The sequence below is a fragment of the Veillonella orientalis genome (assembly GCF_018406505.1).
Classification (GTDB): domain Bacteria; phylum Bacillota; class Negativicutes; order Veillonellales; family Veillonellaceae; genus Veillonella; species Veillonella nakazawae.
In genome coordinates, this window is the sequence record NZ_AP022322.1 from 1,794,611 (window position 1) to 1,816,125 (window position 21,515).

The window sequence follows — 21,515 nt, forward strand, 5'->3', positions numbered from 1 at the left end:
AGAAAAAGTGATTCTCACGGTGGGAGAATCACTTTTTTCATTATAAAGGTTATTCAGTTAATAACGGTTAGCCAGCTGTATATGGGCCGAATCGACCTGCAAATAGATAGGAACCCATTTTACCAAGTTTGGCAGCAAAGATAGAAGCTACGATACCTAAAATAATCATAATCCATGCGTTATCAGTATTTACACCGTTAGCAATAGCGATGTAGGCTTGTGCACAGGAAAGAATAAAGTAGATAACTGTTAAGTAAATCTTTGCTTTAGGAATTTTAGATGTTCCTGTTTTGTAACGTAATTTACTACCAATATAACCAGAAATACCACCAATGATAACGAGAAGTGGTAATATCATTGCTACTAATGTAATGGCAGGGAATAATACATTTGCAATAGATGGAATCAACAATGCAATAACAGGTACTAAGAAAGAAGCTGCTGTTGCTGCGATTGGGAAATGTACCGCAATTGGATGTAAATGAAGATCTAGCAATTTTTCACGTTTTGTATCAATGCGACGTGGCTTGTAATCCATCCAAACTGTTGGAGGAAAACCACATGTTGGACAAGGTTGATCCCTGTACTTAGCATCCTCAATATATCCGCATACACGGCAAATTATCCATTCGGTACCTTGTTCAGGTGTTGGTTTAGCTGCGGTAGAACTTGTTGCTGCCGTAGCTGCTTTTTGTTCTGCTGTCATAATGAAATCTCCTTACTTAAGAAATTCTATATAATTAAATAATGATTATTATTTAATTATATTATAACATAATTCACTAAGTAAAAAAGTAAAATTTATATGCTTATCAAAAAATTAAATATACCGTAGTACTAACGTACCTATAATCAAAGGTAGCGGTATTTGATTTCCATAAATTAGAATAATAAGAAAAAAGATACCCAATCCAGATCTTTGAATTAGGTATCTTTTTATCGTTTATATTTAGAAATAGTCCCCAACGCCACCCTCGTTTTTACAGTTGACACATGGTAATACATTGTAAATTGTATCAATACATTTGTGCGCAAATAGGCCTACACTGTAGATTTTTATTCGCCCCATGAATGTATTCATCAAACGCTTGGTAAAAGCAAAAGTTTTGTGTCCCCCCTGTATCAAACTACCAACTATATAGATATTAGCTTTCAATCAATTCAGTGGTCCAGTTAGCAGACTGCAATAGATTGTCTAATAAACGAACTTGTTTTGCTATATTGTCAGCTTCTTTTTGGATATCTCTAACATTAACAGTCGGTATTAGTTTAATCTCAGATCCTCTTGCACGGAAATTGATACTACCCGCACTATTCGCCAATGTCCGATATGCACTAAGCCGCATCGCAGCACTATCTTTTTCCGCAATGATTTCAGTAATAGAACGACCTTCTACAATAGTTTTACAATTTGTTAAATTAATATCTGCAATTAATTTTTGAAGTCTAGTTACACATTGATCTAATGTTTTCAAAAGCTCTTCAGGGTTCTCATTCGGTACTTCCCCTTCTTGCACTAAACTATTTTGAGTCAAACGAAGCTCTAAATCGCTTATTTTATAATTCAAATCAGCTCGCTCTTGTAATGCTTCTGCTAGTTTCATAAACTCTCACCCTAAAAAAAATATCAGTTTACTTATAAAATACTATGTACAATACACATATCTACATATTCTTATTATATAACGCTATTAAACGACTTATAAAATCTTCCGCATCATCACGTGAGGACATCCTTCATCAAGGTATTCTTCACCATCAGCTTTATAGCCAAGGGATTCGTAGAATGGTTTTGCCTGTACTTGGGCTGACAAGGAGCAAGTCTTAAATCCATCGCGGCGAATGCTGTTCTCTGCAGCCATCATAATCTTGGTGCCTAGATGTTGACCACGATATAGCTTGCGTACCGCCATGCGACCAATATGCGCATCTCCAGCTACATCACTTGGAAAATATCGACACGTACCTGCTGCTTTTCCATCTATAGATAAGAGAACAAACTTTGCAATATCATCGATTTCATCAAACTCGTCTGTAAAACCTTGTTCCTTCATGAACACATCAATACGAATTTGTTTTATTTCATCAGTTAAATGATCTAAAATTTGAATAATCATATTTCCTCCACAGCTATTCATATATCGCTATTTGTGTAAAATCATTTTTGTTATACTGTACCTAAGAGAGTCAATTGACGTGAGTTAGGTTCATCACCGAAAGGTGGTGATACTATGACAAAACATGAAATTACATATGTAGTTATCATAATTTTGTTATCCGTAGTTACTATCATTGCCTTAGTTAAATAAGGTAATGAAAACGCCTAACGTAATGAGGTGGCTAGACCTCTAACACGTTAGGCGCATCATTTTTACCCAAATTTTAGATGAGCCTAACGCTACCGACACGTTGATTGGCTCTCTTTATAAACTCATTATACTACAATTTAGTGATGAATAGCAAAAATCATTTTTATGCAAAAGACCTTATTATATCTACATTTCTAACAACTCACTAAACAAATTATTTTTAAAACTTCCATGAATTTTAATTTTAAGTGTTGCATAATTTTATCATTTGGGTTTATACTATACCCATAATTTTTAGAAAGGAGCAACCAAAGATGACTAACCAAATTAGCCTAGCTACAAAACAATACTTTTATTGGTTCTTTATCCAACGTACGGGTAAGGAACTATTTGTGGTACGCTAATTAAGATTTAGTCATTATTAGTTGCTTAGAATAGTAAAAGGGCTACCCGTATTAAACTACGGGTAGCCCTTTTTTGTTTGCTATCCCGTATGGTGAGCCCTACTATTCACTGTAGTTTACAAGGAGGATTTATCATGATTATTACATTAAAACAAAACGCAGCAGAGACAGAGGTGTCTCGTTTACGCAGTGAATTAGAGGAAAAAGGCTTCATTATCCATCCAGTAGAAGGCGCACGCTACAACATCTTAGGTCTTATCGGCGATACTGCATCTCTTGATGCTCGTCAAATCGAATCCCTTGATTTCGTAGATAAAGTAACTCGCATCCAAGAACCATACAAAAAAGCAAACCGTAAATTCCATCCAGATGATTCTGTAATCAACGTAGGTGGTGCACTTATCGGTGGCGGTCACTTCGCAGTAATGGCAGGCCCTTGCTCCGTAGAAACGCCTGAGCAAGTATTAGAAACAGCAAAAGCTTGTAAAGCAGCAGGCGCTACAATTCTTCGTGGCGGTGCTTTCAAACCTCGTACTTCTCCATACTCCTTCCAAGGCATGGGTCCTGAAGGTTTGGAATTATTAGAACTTGCTAAAAAAGAAACAGGTCTACCTATCGTTTCCGAAGTTATGGATATCTCCCAATTACAATACTTCGATAATGTAGATATGCTTCAAATCGGCGCTCGTAACATGCAAAACTTCACACTTTTAAAAGAAGTAGGCAAATTAAACAAACCAGTTCTTTTAAAACGCGGTTTATCTGCTACATACGAAGAATGGTTGATGGCTGCTGAATACATCATGTCCGAAGGCAATGAACAAGTTGTATTATGCGAACGTGGTATCCGCACATTCGAAACTAAAACTCGTAATACATTAGACGTGACAGCAATTCCTATGATGCACGAATTATCTCACTTGCCAATCATCATGGACCCTAGCCACGCTGCAGGTATGAGTCGTATGGTTCGTCCACTTTCCCTTGCATCCATAGGCGGCGGTGCAGACGGCCTTATGATCGAAGTTCACAATGATCCATCCAAAGCATTATGCGACGGCCCACAAGCATTACGTCCAGACCAATTCACTAGCCTTATGAAAGAAATTATCGCATTGCGCCAAGCATTGGTAGAATGCACTAAATAATCTTAGATAGCACACAAATAAGCTAGTATCCGTTATAATAGGTACTAGCTTATTCTTTTATGAAAGGAACTGTTATGACTCGCATTCATATTAACGCGTCCACACCTTATGACGTTGTCATCGAGGAAGGCGCTTTACAACGCATCACCGATTATATTAAACCGTTAAAACCAAATTGCCGTGTTATCATCGTTAGCGACAGCAATGTGGCACCGCATTATTTGGATTCTGTGAAAGCTAATATGGAACGTGCGGGTTATACTGTTTGTGATTATGTATTCCCTGCTGGGGAAAGCTCCAAAAACGCTCACCAACTCATCGATTTAATAGAGTACATGGCAGCCCAATCGTTAACGCGTAAAGATCTTCTCATCGCCCTTGGCGGTGGTGTTGTAGGCGATATGGCAGGCTTTGCAGCAGCTACATATTTGCGTGGTATAGATTATGTACAGGTTCCTACCTCCCTATTAGCTGCTGTAGACTCCTCTGTAGGTGGTAAAACAGCAGTCAATCTCGAATCGGGTAAAAACCTTTGGGGTGCTTTCAAACAACCTATCCTCGTCCTCTGTGATCCTACAACACTTAACACCTTGCCAGACATGGAGTGGAAAAATGGATGTGGAGAAATTATTAAATATGGTTTCCTCGATGTACCAGGGTTATTAACCCAACTCGAACATAAGCCATTAATAAAGCATCGTGATAGCGTTAGTGCCGTTATCGCTCGTTGCGTTCAAGCAAAGGCGGATATCGTAGAGCAAGACGAACGTGAATCTGGTGTTCGTGCCCTCTTAAACCTCGGTCATACCTTTGGTCATGGTATTGAAAAAGCGAGCCACTTTGAAGTCCACCATGGCTACGCCGTTGCCATTGGCATGGTCCTTATGGCACAAGGTGCTGTCAAACATGGAGAATTAGATAGAAAGGCATTAGACAAATTAAAGGCCCTCATCGAAGCACACGATTTGCCAACTACTACGACCATAACAAAAGAAGAAATCCTTGCAGCTGCTAAGCACGATAAAAAAAGTGAAGGAGCAACTATAAAAATCGTAGTTCCTACAAGCTATGGCCATAGCGAGCTCAAGGTGGTAACACACGAAGAGCTTGCCACTTATTTAGACTAAGATATAAAGGAGATTTATATGCATTCCGTAACGAACGCCATTCCTACAGGAACGATTGCGTCCATCCCAGCAAAGGCACATGCACACCGCGCATTAATTTGTGCAGCCCTTGCTAACTCTCCATCTACTATACTACTAAGCCGTACCTCTAAGGATATCGATGCAACAATGGACTCCTTACGAGGCTTAGGAGCTCACGTAGTATATGAAAATAAAATTGTTACCGTTACTCCTGGCCCCGCTCCTGCAAAGGGCAATGTAGTACCTCACGAATCAGGCACAACATTACGCCTTTTATTACCTGTAGCAGCATCCATCTGTAATGATGTAGATGTAGATGCCAAAGGTCGTTTACCAGATCGCCCACTCGAACCTATGCTAGGTGAAATGAAAGCGCATGGCGTAACATTCTCCCAAGATAAACCGCCATTTACTATGACAGGTCGTCTTCAAGGGGGCAATTTCTCCATGGTAGGCGATGTAAGTAGTCAATTCTTCTCTGGTTTATTGTTGGCAGCCCCTCAAATTGGCTTATCTACTATTACGTCTACGACACCGCTTCAATCTAGCGATTATGTAACATTAACTACTGAAACAATGCGAGATTTTGGTGTCGAAGTAGAACACACTTTACCAGACACAAACATCAATGAGGCTTTCACAGTACCATTTGGTGCGTCCTTCATAGGTCGTGATAATTACCAAATCGAAGGCGACTGGTCTAATGCAGCAATCTGGATGGTAGCCGCTGGTATGACGGGCAAACCAATTACGATTACAGGCATGAACAAAAACTCTGTACAAGCTGACCGTCGCATCATGCAAGTTATGATTGATGCTGGTTGTGATGTAGTATGGGATGGTATGAATGTGACGGTCACAGGTCGCGCTTCCAAGCCGATCCATGCAGATCTAGAGCAAATGCCAGATATGTTGCCTGTTATGGCAGCCCTCGCTTGCTCTATTGCTGGTGAAAGTTCCTTTATTAAGGGTGCTCGCCTACGCTTAAAAGAATCTGATCGCCTTGTAGCTGTTGCCAATCTCGTAAGAGATCTAGGCGGTACCGTTCGCGAAGAAGGCGATGACCTATACATCATCGGTAGTGGTATACTTAAAGGTGGACAAGGTGATTGTGTAAATGACCATCGCCTCGTTATGGCTGGCACATTGATGGCTCTCATCAGTGAAACCCCTGTTACCTTAAAAGATAGCGAAGCTATCACAAAATCCTATCCACACTTCTTTGAGGACTGGAATTTACTAGGCGGTAATGCACAACCAGTTTAGATTTCTAATTGTATCTAGTGTAATCTAATAGATAATAGAAATAGTACGTACTATATAGTAGGAGTTAATATAATGGCATCTAATTTCGGTAAAACCATACAGGTATCTACCTTTGGCGCCTCTCATGGGTACGCCATCGGCGGTATTGTAGAGGGTCTACCTTGTGGACATACCATCGATATCGATGAGTTAAAAGCCTTTTTAAAGCGCCGTGCGCCTGGGCAAAATCAATTAACAACACAACGTAAGGAAGCCGATACACCTGAATTTTTAGCAGGTATGGTAGACGGCATGCTCAGTGGTTCTCCATTGGCATTTATGATCCGCAACACATCTCAACACTCTAGCGATTATAATAACTTACGCGATATCCCTCGCCCCTCTCATGCGGATTTTACAGCCCGTATGCGCTACGGCGACAAGGTAGATATGCGCGGAGGTGGTCACTTCTCAGCACGCCTTACAGCACCTCTATGCGTAGCCGGTGGCATTGCTATCCAACTATTACGCGAAAAAGGCATCGAAATTCACGGCCATTTAAAACAAGTGGGAACAATCCAAGATGCTCCTATCAACATGGTTCACCCAGATATGAAAGCATTAGCTAGCATTGCTACAGAGCCAATTGCTATGATTGATCCACAAAAACGTAACGAAGTAGAAAACCTAGTTATAAACCTCAAAAAAGATGGGGACTCTACAGGTGGTATCGTTGAAGTCGTTGCTACCGGTCTACCAATTGGCCTTGGCAACCCAAACTTTGACGGTATTGAAAACCGCTTAACTCGCGTAATCTTTGGGGTACCCGCCATTAAAGGCGTATCCTTTGGCGGTGGCTTTGATATGTGTGCTAAGCTTGGTTCCGAAGTGAATGATGCTTTCACCATGGACGGTGACAAGATTACAACGACAACGAATAATAGCGGTGGTATCCAAGGTGGTATTACCAATGGTTTACCACTCGTTATGCAAGTGGGCATCAAGCCAACACCATCCATTTATAAAGAACAACATTCTGTATCACTTTCACAAAAAGAGGACACATTGCTCACCATTCAAGGTCGTCATGACCCATGTGTAGCGCTTCGTGCAGTACCGGTTATCGAAGCCGTAACAGCCCTCGTTATTCTTGATTTCTTAGGAGATATTGACCATGAACTTAGATGAAGTACGCGTTAAAATTAACGACATAAACGATCAGATGCTCGAATTATTCAAAGAGCGCATGGAACTCTCCAAAGACGTTGCAGCGGCAAAGAAAGAAATGAATAAGGCCATTTACGATGCCAAACGGGAACGCGATATCCTCGACAAAGTAACTCGAGATGCAGGTCCAGACCTCGACCTATACGCACGCCGTTTCTTTGAAGCATTATTCAGCTTGAGCCGTACGTATCAGTCTGAACAATTATTCCAAGATAATGAGTTCACTGTTAAAATGAAAAAGGCCATTGAGCAGTCCCCTACATTACCTCCACAACGTGGCAGCGTAGCTTGTGCTGGCGTCTTTGGTAGCAATGCGCAAGTGGCGTGCGATAAATTATTACCACTCAGCCAAATTCACTATGTAACAGGCTTCCGTGCCGTATTCGACGCTGTTGAGTCTGGAGAATGTCAATTCGGCGTATTACCTATCGAAAACAGCTCCAATGGTTCTGTAAAAGAAGTGTATGACCTTCTAGAAGATCGTAAATGCTATATCGTACGCGGTACTCGCCTATGGATTTCTCACGATTTACTCGTGAAAAAAGGCACAAAACTAGAAGATATTCACACTATCATCTCCCATCCTCAAGCGTTGGGCCAATGCAGCCACTTCCTAGAAAAATTAGAAGGTGTAGAATTGCGCTCCTTCGATAACACGGCTCGTGCAGCACAGCTCGTAGCGGCTAGTGACGATCCAGGTGTAGCCGCTATCGCCGCACCTCAATGTGCAGACTTGTACAACTTGTCTCCGTTGATGCGCAACATCCAAAACAGCGATAACAACTATACCCGCTTTATCTGCATCAGCAAGGACTTCCATGTATACCCAGGGGCTAATAAAATCTCTGTGGTAACCACAGCAAGCCACGCTCCAGGTGGTCTTGGTACATTACTTACCAAGTTTGCTAACATCGGTGTCAACCTTACAAAACTTGAGTCTCGCCCTATCGTAGGCCATAACTTTGAGTTCTTGTTCTACCTCGACTTAGAAGCATCCCTAGCAGATCCAAAGGTATTGTCTGTACTAGCAGAGCTTCATACATCTCAAGATAAGTTCCGCTTGCTCGGTAATTATCCAGAAAACTAATATATTTATCCGTACTAGTGCCGATAAGGTCATATATAGTACAATGAATATAGTTATAAAATTCGAATGGCTAATAGGTACCAGCCTATTAGCCATTCTATGTATATTGACCTAGGAGGTCCTATGAAATTTGGTTTACTTGGCCGTACGTTGGGCCATAGCTTCTCCCCTCGCATTCACAGTGCGTTAGGGAATACAAATTATGAATTATTTGAACGCGAACCAAGCCAACTACAAGAGTTCTTCGCTGATCCAGAACTACAAGGCATTAACATTACCATTCCTTACAAGGTAAATGCCCTTGAAGCTTGTGATGTTGTGGATCCTCGTGCAGAACGCATCGGTTGTGTAAATACAATGGTTCGCAAGGATGGTAAATGGCACGGCTATAATACAGACTATGATGGTTTCGTGTTTACCCTACAACATGCAGGCATCGATGTATCTGGCAAGGAATGTATCATTCTTGGCGATGGCGCTTCCTCTGCTACCGTTCACGTAGCTCTCGAAGATTTAGGCGCTAAAAACATCGTTCATTTATCTCGCAAAACAGCTCCATTCTATGGTGATGCGCCAAACTATTATGAAACAGCGCAGATTATTATTAACTGCACCCCTATCGGCATGTATCCTCATAATCCAGCCAATCTCATCGATATTACGCAGTTTTCTAAATTGGAAGGCGTTATAGACCTCATCTATAATCCACGCCGTACGATTTTACTGTTACAAGCAGAAATGATGGAAATTCCTCATTGTGATGGCTTGCCATTCCTTGTAGCCCAAGGCGTTGAGGCCGCTAACCATTTCCAAGGTGAAAGCTTTGGCACGAAAGAAATCGAGCAAATCTTGCGCGATATGCGACGTGAAAAGGAAAATATCATCCTCATTGGCATGCCTGGTGTAGGTAAAACAACGGTTGGTAAAGCCCTTGGCGAAAAAATGGGCCGTACTTGCATTGATGTGGATCAAGAACTAGAAAAAGAAATCGGTGACATTTCTACCTATATTACGGAACAAGGGGAACCAGCGTTCCGCGAAAAAGAAGCAGAAATGATTGCAAAACTCGGCACTCAAACAGGCCTTGTTATATCCACTGGCGGTGGCTGTGTAACAGTGCCTAAAAACTTTGCACACCTACGCCAAAACAGTCGTATCTACCAATTAACACAACCTATAGAAAACCTATCTACCACCGGCCGCGTACTCTCTAGTGGCGGTATCGAGCGCTTACGCGAGCTCGAAGAAATTCGTACACCAATGTATGAAAGCTTCGCTCAATGCATAATAGAACATAACCGCAATGCACCAGAAACAGTAGCAGCTATCCTAGAAGACTTCGAAGCAAACTTATTGTAAGAGCTTATATATCAAATTTGTAAAATACTTTACATCTGTATTTCTAGATAAAACTAAAACTCATATCATGACATCAATGATATAAACTGAAAAGCAGTAGCTATCCTATTGATAACTACTGCTTTTTTATTTCCCCTATGTTTTATATGTATTTGTAAAAATCCACATGTGCAATTACAATGTAATTACAAACGGAATTAATTAACTTAACAAACTTTTAATATAAAATCAATAATATGACCAACGAATTACAGTCACAAGCCAAAAGAATACTAGGAGAGATACTATGAAAACAGTAAACCTACAAGTCCGCATCAACGAAGATCTAAAACAGGAAGTATCTAGCATATTAAAGGCACAGCGCCTATCCTACACCTCTATGCTAGACGCACTATTTCGTCAAATTATAAAAGAACGTCGTATCCCATTTGCCATTGCTTTACCAACAACTCCTACCGAAAAAACACCAACGCCTAGTACACTCAAGAATGACGGCACCTACGAACAACCTCGAAGAACATTAAAGGCCTCAGATACTATAAATACGTACGGAACATCAACAGAAAACGAAATAGAAATATCCTTTGATAAAATTGATAAAACAGGCATACTCAATATCCGTATAAACCCTAAAGTTAAGACACTAACTACGGCAATTCTAAAAGAAATGGGATTAACCATATCTCAAACCGTCACACTTGTATCTAAACAAATACAATTCACTAACGATATTCCTCAAACTATCCATCGTCCAGAATGGATTGATGCTATAAATGATGATTTATGGACTAAAGAAGATTTAAACACAAGAATAGAGATAGGACTTAATCAAGCAAAAAAGGGAATTGGCGAACCTGCTGAAAAAGTCTTTAATGAGCTCCTTAAAGATTTATAAGTATGGAGGTTAAAATGAGATATACAATAATTTTGACCCCTACTGCTAAATCTGACATAGTAAATCTTAAACTTTCATTAAAGCAACGCTTTATAGACACTGCGTTTATCCAAAAAGAATTATCGCAAATTTACCAAAAAATATGTTCATTATCTATTTTTCCTGAGCGCTATCCTATTGTAGATAGTAAGGAAAAATACAGAAAATTATCATACAAAAAGTATCTTATTCTATATAAAGTTATAGGTAATTATATCTATATTTTCTATATTCGACCATCTCGTATGAATATATTACAAGAACTACAAGACAATCAGAACCACCCGTAAAACGGGTGGTTTGCTCACGGGCTATAAGCCCGTAGTACTAGGCCAGCGTCTAAAGGCGCTGGCTTTCACTACGTTCAAGCCGCATAGCCATTGACTCGTAACGCTCCCCTTAAAGGGGATATGTATTACTTGCTACCCTTAAAAGGGTCCTCATATTCTTTTACACTAAGTTTATCTTTCATCTGGTCATGTAACTCTTGCTCACGTATATATTTTTTTACGGTAGCTTCATTTAAACCTACCGTACTTACATAATATCCCTCGGACCAAAAGTGTCTATTTCCAAATTTATACTTTAAGTTTGCGTGTTTATCGAACATCATTAGTGCACTTTTACCCTTTAGATATCCCATAAAAGATGAAACTGATATTTTAGGTGGGATTAATACTAGCATATGCACATGATCTGCCATAAGCTCCCCCTCTATAATCTTGACGCCCTTATATTCACACAAACGTCTCAGTATTTCACGTAAACTATTTCTGTATTGATTATATATAACTTTACGTCTATACTTAGGTGTAAATACTATGTGGTATTTGCATAACCATTTTGTGTGCGCAAGGCTCTGTGTCTTTGTTGCCATATAAAATCACCTTTCTTTTGCATATAATGCGGCTTGAACACCTACATTATACTTAAGCAAGGTGATTTTTTTGTATAACTTTCGTTGCCGCACCCGCATAGCGGGTGGTTTAATGATTCGCGACTACGTCGCGAACCAGTCTAAAGACAATAATTAAAAAAGTCGGCTATCGCCGACTTTTTTAATGTACTTTTACGCGTTTATGTTGTTGTTCATCGAATACGCCATCTACGTCGATGGTGTCAAGAATTCGTTTTAGTTCATGTACATCGATTTGGCCTGGTGCAGATGCTTTGCCTGCAGAGGCAAAGGTCATAGCATTGCCGAACAGAGCGCCTGCAGCTCGTGTAACAGCACCTAGTGGGCCCATTGCCATCGTAATGATTGGATCTGATGGATATAAGGCTTTCACTTCAGCCGTCGCTTCGAGGAGTGTAAGAACATCGCCCGTTGTATGCGGCATAACGGCCATCTTTGGCACGTCTGCTAAGAATTCTTTCATTTGGATGAGGCGATTTACAATAACCTCATGACTTGGGGTGCCATTAAAATCATGGTTACTCATAATGATCGTAATACCATGTACCTTGGCAAACTCAATGGTTTTGAGCATTCTATCTTGATCAAAGAATAGTTCAATGTCGATAGCATCTACTAATCCAGTAGGAATAATACGCTCTAACATTGTGAAGTAATCTTGTGAGGAAATAGATTTCTCCCCACCTTCCCCCTTTGTGCGCCATGTAAATAATAAGGCACGACCTTTCAATTGAGGCTTGATGAGCATTAACAGTTCAATAATAGCGTCAATGGAGTGGGCCCGCTCGTAATAGTCAATGCGTAGCTCCACTACATGACACGGTGTATTACATGCAACTGCAGTGGCATCTAAAATTTCTTTCATTGTTGTACCTACAATAGGCACACATATCTTTGTACCCTTTTCGCCGAGTACAGTATGACCGATACGGACCATAATAACTCCTTTCCGTCCCACAGGGTGAGACAAATGACTTACCTTAAACTAACTATATACCAATATTTTGGTAAAAGCAATCAATCTACCTATATTGGATTGCTATTCACAAAAACCGTATGAAAGCCGGTTATTATGCACTAAAACCGTATTCTTAGATTAACGATTAACATAATTTTTTGTTATATCCTATTTTCACGGTCTTATTAAAATTGGTCATATTATTCAATCCTAATGAGTATATCTAATCTATCTAAATAATCTGTCCAAATAAAAACTCCACACATAACCGTGTGGAGCTTTCTTTTATGGTATTATTCGTGCTTGGCAGATAGTTTTCTAGATTGGAATGCCATATATAACAATAACAAGCCTGTAATACTAAATACATAGGATATACCTATATAAGTGGATACAATACTGGCAAATACAGGGCCAACCATAGACCCAAATTGTTGAGCTGTCGTAGTCATACCAAACATTCGACCTCTAAAACTTGGGTCTGTATTGAGGGTTACCGCTGCACTTAAGGATGGGTTAATCCCTACAATACAAGAACCAATTAAGACTTGTAACACACCAAACCACCAAATACCTACTGGCAAGCTTTGGAGTAAGAGGACAACACCACTCCCCATCATACAGTAGGAGATAGTCTTAAAATAACCACGGCGTTCACCAAGGCGGACCCATAGGTTCGTCGTTAAGGATCCTGCTAAGCCGCCAATACTGAGGATGGTGCCAGAAATAATAGCAGCCCCTTCCATAGTGCCTTGCATATCTCCTACATAGAGGGCCAAAATAGGTTGCAACATCATAATAGCGCATTGCATGAAGAAGAATATCCAAAGTAATCGTACTAATACAGGCTGTTGTTGAACCGCTTTAAAGTCTTCACGTAAGGATGTAGATTTGGTATGGTGAGCAGCTTGTTCTTTTCCATCGGCACCCACAGCATGTAATTTTGGTTCTTTCACAAAAAATAATACGGCCAAAGTCGCAATAAATACAACAATACCAGATACATAAAATACAGGTCGCATGCCTACAACACTCTCAACAGCGCCACCTAAAAACGGGCCAATGACATTGCCTAAGATAAGACCCGTTTGGAAAATACCTAGAGCTCGACCAACCTGTTTCTCATCAACACTGAGGGATACCATGGTCATTGCCGCTGGATAGAATCCATTAGCAAAACCAACGAGGGCACGACCCATGAGTAATTGATATTGGTCTGTAACTAAGCCAATTAATACATAACAGATAGCGATGGCAAAGCCAGCACGCAAGGCCATCCGCTTTTTCCCTTTATTATCCGCAATCTTGCCCCATATAGGAGCCATAATACCTGCAATGAGGAAGGTAATACCGAAAACGAGGCCCGACCAAAGAGCTACGTCAGCCTTTGGAACGCCTAATTCTAAGAGATAGATAGGCAAAAACGGAATGATCATAGTGTAACATATGGCTAGCACTGTCATGGCCGCCGTAATAATCCATACATTGCGCATGCCACCGCGAGCGTCATATGTAGTTGTACTCATTCGGTCCCTCCTTTCATATATAAAAGTATATATAGCAAGATACTTTTACATTCTATATAAATAAGAGCCGCATATGATACGCGACTCTCTCATTTATTCCGTTGGAAACTTGTGATCCATTACATCCTGTAAGGATACGCGTTCCATAACGTGACGGAATTCATCTTGCAAGTACTGCCACAATGGAGCAGTCAAGCAATCGTTAAACATCGGACATGGCTCTACATCGTCTTCTAAGCAAGATACGAGAGCAATGGAGTCCTCTGCAGCATATAAAATTTCATATACATTGTATTCAGCAGGCGATTTCACCAAGCGATATCCACCGTATTTACCACGTCCACTTTTAACGAGGCCAGCGGAGGATAAGCGAGATACAATCCCCTCTAAGTATTTATCGGAAAATCCTTGGCGTTCTGCAATCTCACGAATTGGTACATTTTTTTCTACCCCGTGCTCTGCAATATCCGCCAATATCCGTAAGGCATAGCGCCCTTTTGTAGATATTTTCATAAGTTAACCTCTAAGTCATTCATAATATATTTATAGTATATCACAAATTCATACAAAAAATGGTGGGAAATATGATACACTATACATATATCGAAATATTTTATTTGGGTATTTTTTAATTTCATATAGGAGGATGTTATCTAATGTTAGATAAACTATTTCAACTCAGTGAACGCGGTACAACTGTTAAAACCGAAATTTTAGCTGGTATTACTACGTTTATCACGATGGCGTACATCCTATTCTTGGCGCCAAACATTCTTAGTCTCGGAGGGATGGATAAAGATGCAGTCCTCATCGCTACTGCCTTAGGTGGCGGCCTTGTAACGATTGCTATGGGTTTATTCGTAAACTATCCGATTGCCCTCGCTCCTGGAGTTGGCCTCTTAGCCTTTTATTCCTTTACCGTAGTTCTCGGTATGGGCGTATCCTGGCAAACAGCATTAGGTGCGGTATTCATTTCAGGTCTCGTATTCCTCGTATTAACACTTACGTCGATACGACAAATGATTGTTGAAGGCATCCCTGCCTCTATGAAGGTTGCCATTACCGTTGGTATCGGCCTCTTCATCGCTATCATCGGCTTGAAATTGTCCGGCTTGATGGCTATCTCCATTAGTTTGTCTCCAAACTCCTTAGGTCAAGTTGTGCAAACACACGGTAATTTAGTGCCCCCTGCGTCCGAAGCACTCTTAACGCTCGGTAATTTGCACAGTGGCGAAACATTGTTGGCTCTATTCTCCCTCATCTTTACAGCTCTATTGATGGCTCGTAAAATTCAAGGTTCCCTCTTGATTGGTGTGGCAGCAACAACAATTCTTTCCTATGCTACTGGCCTTTCCACAATGCCTGAGAACTTTACTGTATTAGCAGTTCCAGATTTCTCTAAAGCAGCATTCCTTCAATTAGATATTCCTGGTGCGCTCCACATGGGCTTAATCACGATTATCTTCTCCTTCACCTTCGTAGAATTGTTCGACTCCATGGGTACGTTGATTGGTACGGCTACAGAAGCGAAAATTGCAGATCCTAAATCTGGTAAATTCCCAGGTCTTGGTAAAGCTATGACTGTCGATGCTATTGGCGTTAGTGCTGGTGCATTGCTCGGTACTTCTACAATTACTGCCTTTGTTGAAAGTGCAGCAGGTGTAGGTGCTGGTGGCCGTACAGGCTTAACGGCGGTCACAACAGGCGTATTATTCTTAATTTGCTTGTTCTTGGCTCCTATCGTATCCTTGGTGCCAAACGCAGCCACATCACCTGTTCTTATCATCGTTGGTGCCCTCATGTTAGGTGCTATTCGCAATATCGATTTCGATGATTGGACAGAAGGCTTCCCTGCATTCCTCGTTATCGTTTTGATGCCGTTCACATACAGCATCGCTAACGGTATCTCTGCAGGTCTTATTGCATACCCTCTACTCAAAATTATTGCAGGTCGTGCAAAAGAGGTTAACTGGATTATGTACGTATTGGCGGTACTCGTCATCATCCGCTACGTATTCTTCTAATTAATAACTAAAAGAACCTATCTCTAAAGATATTAGTAAAATATCTAGGAGATAGGTTCTTTTTTATTACTATTTAGTATTAACGAATTGTTTTTACACCAATTAAGTCTGTACGACTTGGATCGATATCTTTTAATGGCACTACATGATTTCTATAAAAGTCTGCTTCAGATGCTTTCACAGGCACTTGGAAGAACAAGAAATACGCCATATTATCCTTGTACCACGTAACACTGCGTACTAAGCCCTTATCTACATCCCCTGTATATTGAACCTCCCCTATTGGAGTGGAGTCGCTCCACTGTACGTCATGGTACTCCCATGGGATATATTCTTCAGGCCATACAGTATCCATAGAGTAGCTCATGCGGAAGACCATCGTATGAGTTACCCAACGACCGCTGCGCTCTTGATACTCTTCACCTTGCTTCCAATATACAGTTTCTAATACATCATTGTCATAAAAATGTGTAGCATAGTATGTATAACCAAGCGGTAAATAACTTGGTACAGATACGTCATAGGACACCTTATGAGATGCATCAATTACACCACTTGGTAAGCCCTTGGATTTACTGGTAAGTATAGGCCATACGGAATTCGTATGTGTACGCAATGGCAACCCAATCGATTCATAAGGAGGCCATTCAGGCTCATCATTTGGTTTAACCTTTTTCGCATCGTTTTCTTCAACATGTTGCTTATCATTGCGATCACCACGTAACCTAGTATCATCAGCGGCTACGTTACTCACAGGACCTACAGAGTCTACAATTTTGCTTACAAAGCTTTGGTTCCTTGAAGAAGCAAAGTAGAGCATATAAACTTTATTATCTTTTTTCCAATAAGCAATTTGAATAGCGTCTTTACTATAACCTAACGTATGTACAGCGATCCCATTAGGGGTAGTAAAGCTAACTGCATCCTTAGCGTTGTAATTTGTCTTTTCTAATATAGGTGTTACCACTGTATCGATAGCCCACCCCATGCGATATACAATATCTGTATTAGAGAAGGTTAATTTCGGACCAAATTCTCCATCACGGCCCGTTTCTGTATAAACAATTTCTAATACGTCATGATCCTTGGCCTTTACATCACGTACTGCATAATCCTTAGGCATATAAGACGGAACTTGTATAGGATAGCCAAATTCCTGCGCGGTACTCTCAATATTAGTATTAACTAAATCATAATCATCAACTTGATCATACCAACGATAACGATCAGTGAGTTTTTTATTATCATCGATGAGATTTTTATCATCTACATCTCGTTCAACAGGAACGGTATTACCATTTTTATCAATTAATGGGTATGTGGCACTAACTGGCTGCACACCAAACGTACTTACTGCAGTAGCCATCGCGGCACATAAAACAGCAGATGTTATTAGTTTCTTCATATTCTCTCCTCTTCGAGCGGTTACACAGATTTCCGCTTTTCCAATATCGTATATTTATATAGCCGTATAATTTACAGGCTCCACATGCTCCTTATAGAATTCAGCATCAACTGATTTCACAGATTCTAAGAACAATAAGGAATATGCCATACCGTCTTTTGTCCATGTAATGCTGCGAATTAGTTGCGCTGCTGGATCCCCAGTGTAAAAGATCTCACCGGATTCACCTTGTTCAGACCATTCAAAGTCCTTATACTCAGCAGAAACATACGGTACGTCTTTTACATCGTTCACTGAATAGCCCATTCTATAAACGAAAATACTACCAGAGTTTCTCTTCCCAACTCGATATGTTTGGGAATTTTTTATAAAATATACAACCTCTAATACATCATTTTTGTCTTGCCGCACTGTATAGATTTCATAACCATAAGGGATATAACTAGGTGCCTTAACTTCATATGGAAGCTTCTGAACTGCCTCTTTTAGTTGTCCCTTAAAAGTATGAGCCTTTTGTGTATTCTCTATAGGCCAATCATGAAAGTGCCACTGTAGGGTATCCATTCTAGGCTCAACATTTTTAAAGTTATGTCCTAGCTTAAGTGTTTTAGTGGATCCAGCCTGATCTGTAGTATCAGGAGTATCTACCGTTTCTGCTGTGGCCATTCCTACAGATAATAACCCAGCAGCAATAACAGCTAAAACGGACTTACATATTAATTTTCTCATATTCTCTCCGCTTATAAAATTTTATAATATCCTTCACACATATAATGATATATTTTCTTATTTATATCAGAATCAAGAAACCTATTCTGTATCCCTAGCTACTTCATAAAACTTTTATCTTTCCTTTTGTGAAAGCATAGGCATCATCAACGAATGTATCTAATACTTAGGTTCGATATAAAAAAATCCTACTGAACGCTATATCATAATAGAGTTCAATAGGATTGTTGTGTCATTATTTAGTTAATGGAGGCATAATAGTATCTTGTTCAAGTTGTCTTCGTCTTTTGGCCGTATAGTCGACAATTTTAATTTGAACTACGCCCACAGAGTTTATCATGGCTTCCGTAAAAGTGAACTCACGAGCTGTCTGATGTTTCATCAATACTTGTAAGCCATGAGACTTTTCATCAATAGCCTCTAAATAGGTAGCCTCTCCACGACCCATCACACTAGAGTATACCGAGCTATATTTACATGGTATATCTCCACCTGAAACGAGGGCTTCATCGCTACCATCAATTTCAATAAATACATGGGGATTCGCTTGAATCAAACTAAACTTTTTCCCCTCATAATGGCCATGTACATAGATATAAAGTACCTCATCTATAAATTCATATCCAAAATGTAAGGGTACCACGTAAGGGTAATCACCATCCATCAAACCTAGGTGAATGATACGAGTGCTATTTAAAATGCCCTTAATTTCATCTATATCTGTAACCTTGCGATCTTGTCGTCTCATAATAGTCTCCACAGTTTTACGTAAAAAATAATCTATGTATCATTATAGCAAATTTTAGAAACTTTTTAAGGCTAAGTATTCTCTTTAAATGAATAATTTCTCTTTTATTCGTATATTAATAATACTATTTTTCCTATGTGTCCACTGTATAAATACATTTGACTTTTTGTAATAGATACTGTATTATAAGAAAATAGTTTTATTGATTCTATAGATTATAAAAGCTATGGTCATCCATGGCTTTTTATATTTGTAGATAGTTTGTAGAAAAGAGGTCTTTACTATGTCTGATACGCATCAGTTAAAACGGGGCCTTAAGAACCGGCACGTACAGTTGCTCGCCATCGGCGGTGCCATCGGTACAGGCTTGTTCTTAGGCTCCGGCCGTGCCATTCACTTGGCAGGTCCATCCATTATTTTCGCCTACCTTATTACAGGTATTATCTGCTTCTTCATCATGAGAGCATTAGGCGAATTGTTATTATCCAACTTGAATCACCACTCTTTTATCGATTTCGTAGAAGATTATTTAGGTGATCGAGCAGCCTTTATCACAGGATGGACATACTGGTTCTGTTGGCTTTCACTAGCCATGGCCGATTTAACAGCCGTAGGCCTCTATATGCAGTTCTGGATACCGTGGCTACCTCAATGGATACCCGCCCTTGTCGTCTTAGTGGCATTGCTATTAATGAACTTAACAGCCGTAAAATACTTCGGTGAAATGGAGTTCTGGTTTGCCTTGATTAAGGTAATTGCCATCATCTCCCTCATCATCATCGGTATCATCATGATTGTCACAGGTTTTACTACAGATGCAGGCGTTGCCGCCTTTAGTAATATGTGGAATTATGGGGGCTGGTTCCCGAACGGAACGATGGGCTTTATCTTATCATTCCAAATGGTTGTTTTCGCTTTCACAGGTATCGAGCTCGTAGGTTTGACAGCTGGTGAAACAGAGGATCCTGAAAAGGTTATTCCTATGGCCATCAATAACATCCCATTACGCATTATTTTGTTCTATGTGGGCTCTTTGGCCATCATCATGAGTATTTACCCTTGGACAGCCGTTAATCCATCTGCTAGTCCATTTGTAGCCGTATTTACAGCAGTTGGTATTGCAGCCGCTGCAGGCATCGTAAACTTTGTAGTTCTTACATCTGCTGCATCTGCAACAAACTCTGGTATCTTTAGTACAGGCCGTATGATTTACGCCCTTGCTAAACGCGGTCATGCGCCAAGCTCTATGCGCCGCTTAACACACAGCAGTGTACCATACCAAGCAACGATTTTCTCTGCTGCAGTACTATTGATTACGGTTGTACTCAACTATGTAATGCCAGAAGCAGTATTCGTTATGATTACATCTATCTCTACATTCTGCTTCATCTTTATTTGGGCCATGATGGTTATTTGTCACCTTAAATATCGCAAGAAAAATCCAGAATTAGCAGCACAATCTAAATTCAAAATGCCTCTATTCCCTGTGATGAATTACATCATCCTTGCATTCTTTGTTTTCATTCTAGGTATTCTCGCCTTAAACGAAGACACTCGAATTGCCCTCTTGTTTACACCAATTTGGTTCGTTATTCTCTGGGCCTTCTACTCCATGCTTAATACAGATGATGAAGATGCTCTCAGTGAGGAACTTATCGAGATGGCTGGTGTAAAAGAAATTTACAAAAAACCCAAAAAAGAAGATTCTGACGATTACATAATCTAACAAAAAGGCCCGTGCTATGCACGGGCTTTTCTCTTACTTCATAGTAGGGAAGTTTTGTTGTTCATACTGTTGTTGATAAGCAGGTAGATTACTTGTATCTTCGCCATAATTAAAGATCGTCTTAGTACGATATCCGCCTTGGGTAATAATAAGATCAATGGAGGATGGTACCTCTTGACCATTTTGTTGTAAATGATTTACTAATTCTTGTAGCGCTTCAACTTGTCGCAACGAACCAGTCATATATTTACCTTTAGATAGGCCTGTATTTCTAATGACTTGGCCATTATATACTTGACCATTTTTATCTGTGTAATAGAAACGTACAGCTGCTTTATCTCCTGTAGGTACAGCTTTAATATAGATGATTTTCCAATTTTTCTTAACCATCACTCTTGTAGCATCTGCTAACTTATTAGATAAACGTTGTGTTTCTTTATTTGCAGATTTAGATACACCATTGACTTGCTGAATTTCATCATTCATAGGCATATCAATAAGTGCCATACTAGGATCTTGTTGTACCTTTTTCGCATCTGCAGGCTGAACCGCCAACACACCAACGGCCGCCATTACAGCTAACGTTGTAAGAGCAAATTTCTTCATTATATCTCTCCTCATA

At 40.0% G+C, this 21,515-nt stretch carries 21 protein-coding genes; 10 read left to right on the forward strand and 11 right to left on the reverse strand.

Going from position 1 to position 21,515, the window contains the following annotated elements; genetic code table 11:
• Positions 1–67: 67 nt before the first annotated feature.
• The 3 genes from VEIS1202513_RS08305 to VEIS1202513_RS08315 form a co-directional block, all read right to left on the reverse strand.
• Entirely contained in the window at positions 68–706 is a 639-nt protein-coding gene (locus VEIS1202513_RS08305; RefSeq protein ID WP_213467276.1) for a hypothetical protein, read from the reverse strand.
• A 439-nt stretch (positions 707–1,145) separates the two neighbouring features.
• Positions 1,146–1,604, reverse strand: coding sequence for a DIP1984 family protein (locus tag VEIS1202513_RS08310; protein WP_024064064.1), 459 nt, complete (start codon positions 1,602–1,604; stop codon positions 1,146–1,148).
• 96 nt (positions 1,605–1,700) lie between these two features.
• Complete coding sequence (locus tag VEIS1202513_RS08315; RefSeq protein ID WP_156719196.1) at positions 1,701–2,117, reverse strand: GNAT family N-acetyltransferase; 417 nt, start codon at positions 2,115–2,117, stop codon at positions 1,701–1,703.
• Positions 2,118–2,847: 730 nt separating this feature from the next.
• Here VEIS1202513_RS08315 and aroF point away from each other — a divergent pair.
• The 8 genes from aroF to VEIS1202513_RS08355 all read left to right on the forward strand — a co-directional run bounded on the left by aroF (position 2,848) and on the right by VEIS1202513_RS08355 (position 11,151).
• Positions 2,848–3,861: a 3-deoxy-7-phosphoheptulonate synthase gene (gene aroF / locus VEIS1202513_RS08320; protein ID WP_119207088.1), complete on the forward strand. Its 1,014-nt coding sequence runs from the start codon at positions 2,848–2,850 to the stop codon at positions 3,859–3,861.
• 74 nt (positions 3,862–3,935) lie between these two features.
• On the forward strand, positions 3,936–4,988 hold the full coding sequence (gene aroB, locus VEIS1202513_RS08325) for a 3-dehydroquinate synthase (RefSeq protein WP_213467277.1): 1,053 nt from the start codon (positions 3,936–3,938) through the stop codon (positions 4,986–4,988).
• Between the two features lie 18 nt (positions 4,989–5,006).
• A complete protein-coding gene (gene aroA / locus VEIS1202513_RS08330) occupies positions 5,007–6,275 on the forward strand; it encodes a 3-phosphoshikimate 1-carboxyvinyltransferase (RefSeq protein ID WP_213467278.1) in 1,269 nt (422 codons plus the stop codon).
• Positions 6,276–6,347: 72 nt separating this feature from the next.
• Positions 6,348–7,442, forward strand: a complete 1,095-nt coding sequence (gene aroC, locus VEIS1202513_RS08335; RefSeq protein WP_213467279.1) for a chorismate synthase — start codon at positions 6,348–6,350, stop codon at positions 7,440–7,442.
• Positions 7,429–8,568 (forward strand): bifunctional chorismate mutase/prephenate dehydratase, encoded by a 1,140-nt coding sequence (locus VEIS1202513_RS08340; protein ID WP_005385244.1) that lies wholly within the window; start codon positions 7,429–7,431, stop codon positions 8,566–8,568. The genes aroC and VEIS1202513_RS08340 overlap by 14 nt, the downstream gene beginning before the upstream one ends.
• A 123-nt stretch (positions 8,569–8,691) precedes the next feature.
• Positions 8,692–9,927 (forward strand): shikimate kinase, encoded by a 1,236-nt coding sequence (locus VEIS1202513_RS08345; protein WP_213467280.1) that lies wholly within the window; start codon positions 8,692–8,694, stop codon positions 9,925–9,927.
• 286 nt (positions 9,928–10,213) lie between these two features.
• Positions 10,214–10,822 carry a type II toxin-antitoxin system RelB/DinJ family antitoxin gene (locus VEIS1202513_RS08350; protein WP_213467281.1) on the forward strand — a complete coding sequence of 203 codons (609 nt, stop codon included), beginning with the start codon at positions 10,214–10,216 and terminating at the stop codon, positions 10,820–10,822.
• 14 nt (positions 10,823–10,836) lie between these two features.
• Positions 10,837–11,151: a type II toxin-antitoxin system RelE/ParE family toxin gene (locus tag VEIS1202513_RS08355; protein ID WP_213467282.1), complete on the forward strand. Its 315-nt coding sequence runs from the start codon at positions 10,837–10,839 to the stop codon at positions 11,149–11,151.
• Positions 11,152–11,276: 125 nt separating this feature from the next.
• Here VEIS1202513_RS08355 and tnpA read toward each other — a convergent pair whose 3' ends face one another.
• The 4 genes from tnpA to VEIS1202513_RS08375 form a co-directional block, all read right to left on the reverse strand.
• Entirely contained in the window at positions 11,277–11,738 is a 462-nt protein-coding gene (gene tnpA / locus VEIS1202513_RS08360; RefSeq protein ID WP_005380067.1) for an IS200/IS605 family transposase, read from the reverse strand.
• 181 nt (positions 11,739–11,919) lie between these two features.
• On the reverse strand, positions 11,920–12,714 hold the full coding sequence (gene aroD / locus VEIS1202513_RS08365) for a type I 3-dehydroquinate dehydratase (RefSeq protein ID WP_105089809.1): 795 nt from the start codon (positions 12,712–12,714) through the stop codon (positions 11,920–11,922).
• A gap of 314 nt (positions 12,715–13,028) precedes the next feature.
• Positions 13,029–14,261 carry an MFS transporter gene (locus VEIS1202513_RS08370; RefSeq protein ID WP_213467283.1) on the reverse strand — a complete coding sequence of 411 codons (1,233 nt, stop codon included), beginning with the start codon at positions 14,259–14,261 and terminating at the stop codon, positions 13,029–13,031.
• A 93-nt stretch (positions 14,262–14,354) separates the two neighbouring features.
• Positions 14,355–14,774, reverse strand: a complete 420-nt coding sequence (locus VEIS1202513_RS08375; protein ID WP_005385239.1) for an RrF2 family transcriptional regulator — start codon at positions 14,772–14,774, stop codon at positions 14,355–14,357.
• A gap of 143 nt (positions 14,775–14,917) precedes the next feature.
• On the opposite strand from VEIS1202513_RS08375, the gene VEIS1202513_RS08380 reads away from it, so the two are divergent.
• A complete protein-coding gene (locus tag VEIS1202513_RS08380; protein WP_213467284.1) occupies positions 14,918–16,285 on the forward strand; it encodes an NCS2 family permease in 1,368 nt (455 codons plus the stop codon).
• Positions 16,286–16,364: 79 nt separating this feature from the next.
• Here VEIS1202513_RS08380 and VEIS1202513_RS08385 read toward each other — a convergent pair whose 3' ends face one another.
• From VEIS1202513_RS08385 to VEIS1202513_RS08395, 3 genes are all read right to left on the reverse strand, one after another.
• Positions 16,365–17,690, reverse strand: a complete 1,326-nt coding sequence (locus VEIS1202513_RS08385; RefSeq protein WP_213467285.1) for a hypothetical protein — start codon at positions 17,688–17,690, stop codon at positions 16,365–16,367.
• A 54-nt stretch (positions 17,691–17,744) separates the two neighbouring features.
• Positions 17,745–18,419, reverse strand: a complete 675-nt coding sequence (locus tag VEIS1202513_RS08390) for a hypothetical protein (protein ID WP_213467286.1) — start codon at positions 18,417–18,419, stop codon at positions 17,745–17,747.
• 235 nt (positions 18,420–18,654) lie between these two features.
• Positions 18,655–19,167 carry a pyridoxamine 5'-phosphate oxidase family protein gene (locus VEIS1202513_RS08395; protein ID WP_213467287.1) on the reverse strand — a complete coding sequence of 171 codons (513 nt, stop codon included), beginning with the start codon at positions 19,165–19,167 and terminating at the stop codon, positions 18,655–18,657.
• A gap of 283 nt (positions 19,168–19,450) precedes the next feature.
• On the opposite strand from VEIS1202513_RS08395, the gene VEIS1202513_RS08400 reads away from it, so the two are divergent.
• Entirely contained in the window at positions 19,451–20,893 is a 1,443-nt protein-coding gene (locus VEIS1202513_RS08400) for an amino acid permease (RefSeq protein ID WP_060924449.1), read from the forward strand.
• A 33-nt stretch (positions 20,894–20,926) separates the two neighbouring features.
• Here the strand turns inward: VEIS1202513_RS08400 and VEIS1202513_RS08405 are convergent, their stop codons facing one another.
• The gene (locus VEIS1202513_RS08405; RefSeq protein WP_024064398.1) at positions 20,927–21,499 is read right to left on the reverse strand and encodes an immunity protein YezG family protein; all 573 of its coding nucleotides are present in this window, start codon (positions 21,497–21,499) and stop codon (positions 20,927–20,929) included.
• Between the last annotated feature and the right edge of the window lie 16 nt (positions 21,500–21,515).

What these genes read in the sequence shown, in the direction of transcription:
- VEIS1202513_RS08305 (WP_213467276.1), bottom strand. Translation starts at nt 706, where the DNA reads ATGACAGCAGAACAAAAAGCAGCTACGGCAGCAACAAGTTCTACCGCA.
- VEIS1202513_RS08310 (WP_024064064.1), bottom strand. Translation starts at nt 1,604, where the DNA reads ATGAAACTAGCAGAAGCATTACAAGAGCGAGCTGATTTGAATTATAAA.
- VEIS1202513_RS08315 (WP_156719196.1), bottom strand. Translation starts at nt 2,117, where the DNA reads ATGATTATTCAAATTTTAGATCATTTAACTGATGAAATAAAACAAATT.
- aroF (WP_119207088.1), top strand. Translation starts at nt 2,848, where the DNA reads ATGATTATTACATTAAAACAAAACGCAGCAGAGACAGAGGTGTCTCGT.
- aroB (WP_213467277.1), top strand. Translation starts at nt 3,936, where the DNA reads ATGACTCGCATTCATATTAACGCGTCCACACCTTATGACGTTGTCATC.
- aroA (WP_213467278.1), top strand. Translation starts at nt 5,007, where the DNA reads ATGCATTCCGTAACGAACGCCATTCCTACAGGAACGATTGCGTCCATC.
- aroC (WP_213467279.1), top strand. Translation starts at nt 6,348, where the DNA reads ATGGCATCTAATTTCGGTAAAACCATACAGGTATCTACCTTTGGCGCC.
- VEIS1202513_RS08340 (WP_005385244.1), top strand. Translation starts at nt 7,429, where the DNA reads ATGAACTTAGATGAAGTACGCGTTAAAATTAACGACATAAACGATCAG.
- VEIS1202513_RS08345 (WP_213467280.1), top strand. Translation starts at nt 8,692, where the DNA reads ATGAAATTTGGTTTACTTGGCCGTACGTTGGGCCATAGCTTCTCCCCT.
- VEIS1202513_RS08350 (WP_213467281.1), top strand. Translation starts at nt 10,214, where the DNA reads ATGAAAACAGTAAACCTACAAGTCCGCATCAACGAAGATCTAAAACAG.
- VEIS1202513_RS08355 (WP_213467282.1), top strand. Translation starts at nt 10,837, where the DNA reads ATGAGATATACAATAATTTTGACCCCTACTGCTAAATCTGACATAGTA.
- tnpA (WP_005380067.1), bottom strand. Translation starts at nt 11,738, where the DNA reads ATGGCAACAAAGACACAGAGCCTTGCGCACACAAAATGGTTATGCAAA.
- aroD (WP_105089809.1), bottom strand. Translation starts at nt 12,714, where the DNA reads ATGGTCCGTATCGGTCATACTGTACTCGGCGAAAAGGGTACAAAGATA.
- VEIS1202513_RS08370 (WP_213467283.1), bottom strand. Translation starts at nt 14,261, where the DNA reads ATGAGTACAACTACATATGACGCTCGCGGTGGCATGCGCAATGTATGG.
- VEIS1202513_RS08375 (WP_005385239.1), bottom strand. Translation starts at nt 14,774, where the DNA reads ATGAAAATATCTACAAAAGGGCGCTATGCCTTACGGATATTGGCGGAT.
- VEIS1202513_RS08380 (WP_213467284.1), top strand. Translation starts at nt 14,918, where the DNA reads ATGTTAGATAAACTATTTCAACTCAGTGAACGCGGTACAACTGTTAAA.
- VEIS1202513_RS08385 (WP_213467285.1), bottom strand. Translation starts at nt 17,690, where the DNA reads ATGAAGAAACTAATAACATCTGCTGTTTTATGTGCCGCGATGGCTACT.
- VEIS1202513_RS08390 (WP_213467286.1), bottom strand. Translation starts at nt 18,419, where the DNA reads ATGAGAAAATTAATATGTAAGTCCGTTTTAGCTGTTATTGCTGCTGGG.
- VEIS1202513_RS08395 (WP_213467287.1), bottom strand. Translation starts at nt 19,167, where the DNA reads ATGAGACGACAAGATCGCAAGGTTACAGATATAGATGAAATTAAGGGC.
- VEIS1202513_RS08400 (WP_060924449.1), top strand. Translation starts at nt 19,451, where the DNA reads ATGTCTGATACGCATCAGTTAAAACGGGGCCTTAAGAACCGGCACGTA.
- VEIS1202513_RS08405 (WP_024064398.1), bottom strand. Translation starts at nt 21,499, where the DNA reads ATGAAGAAATTTGCTCTTACAACGTTAGCTGTAATGGCGGCCGTTGGT.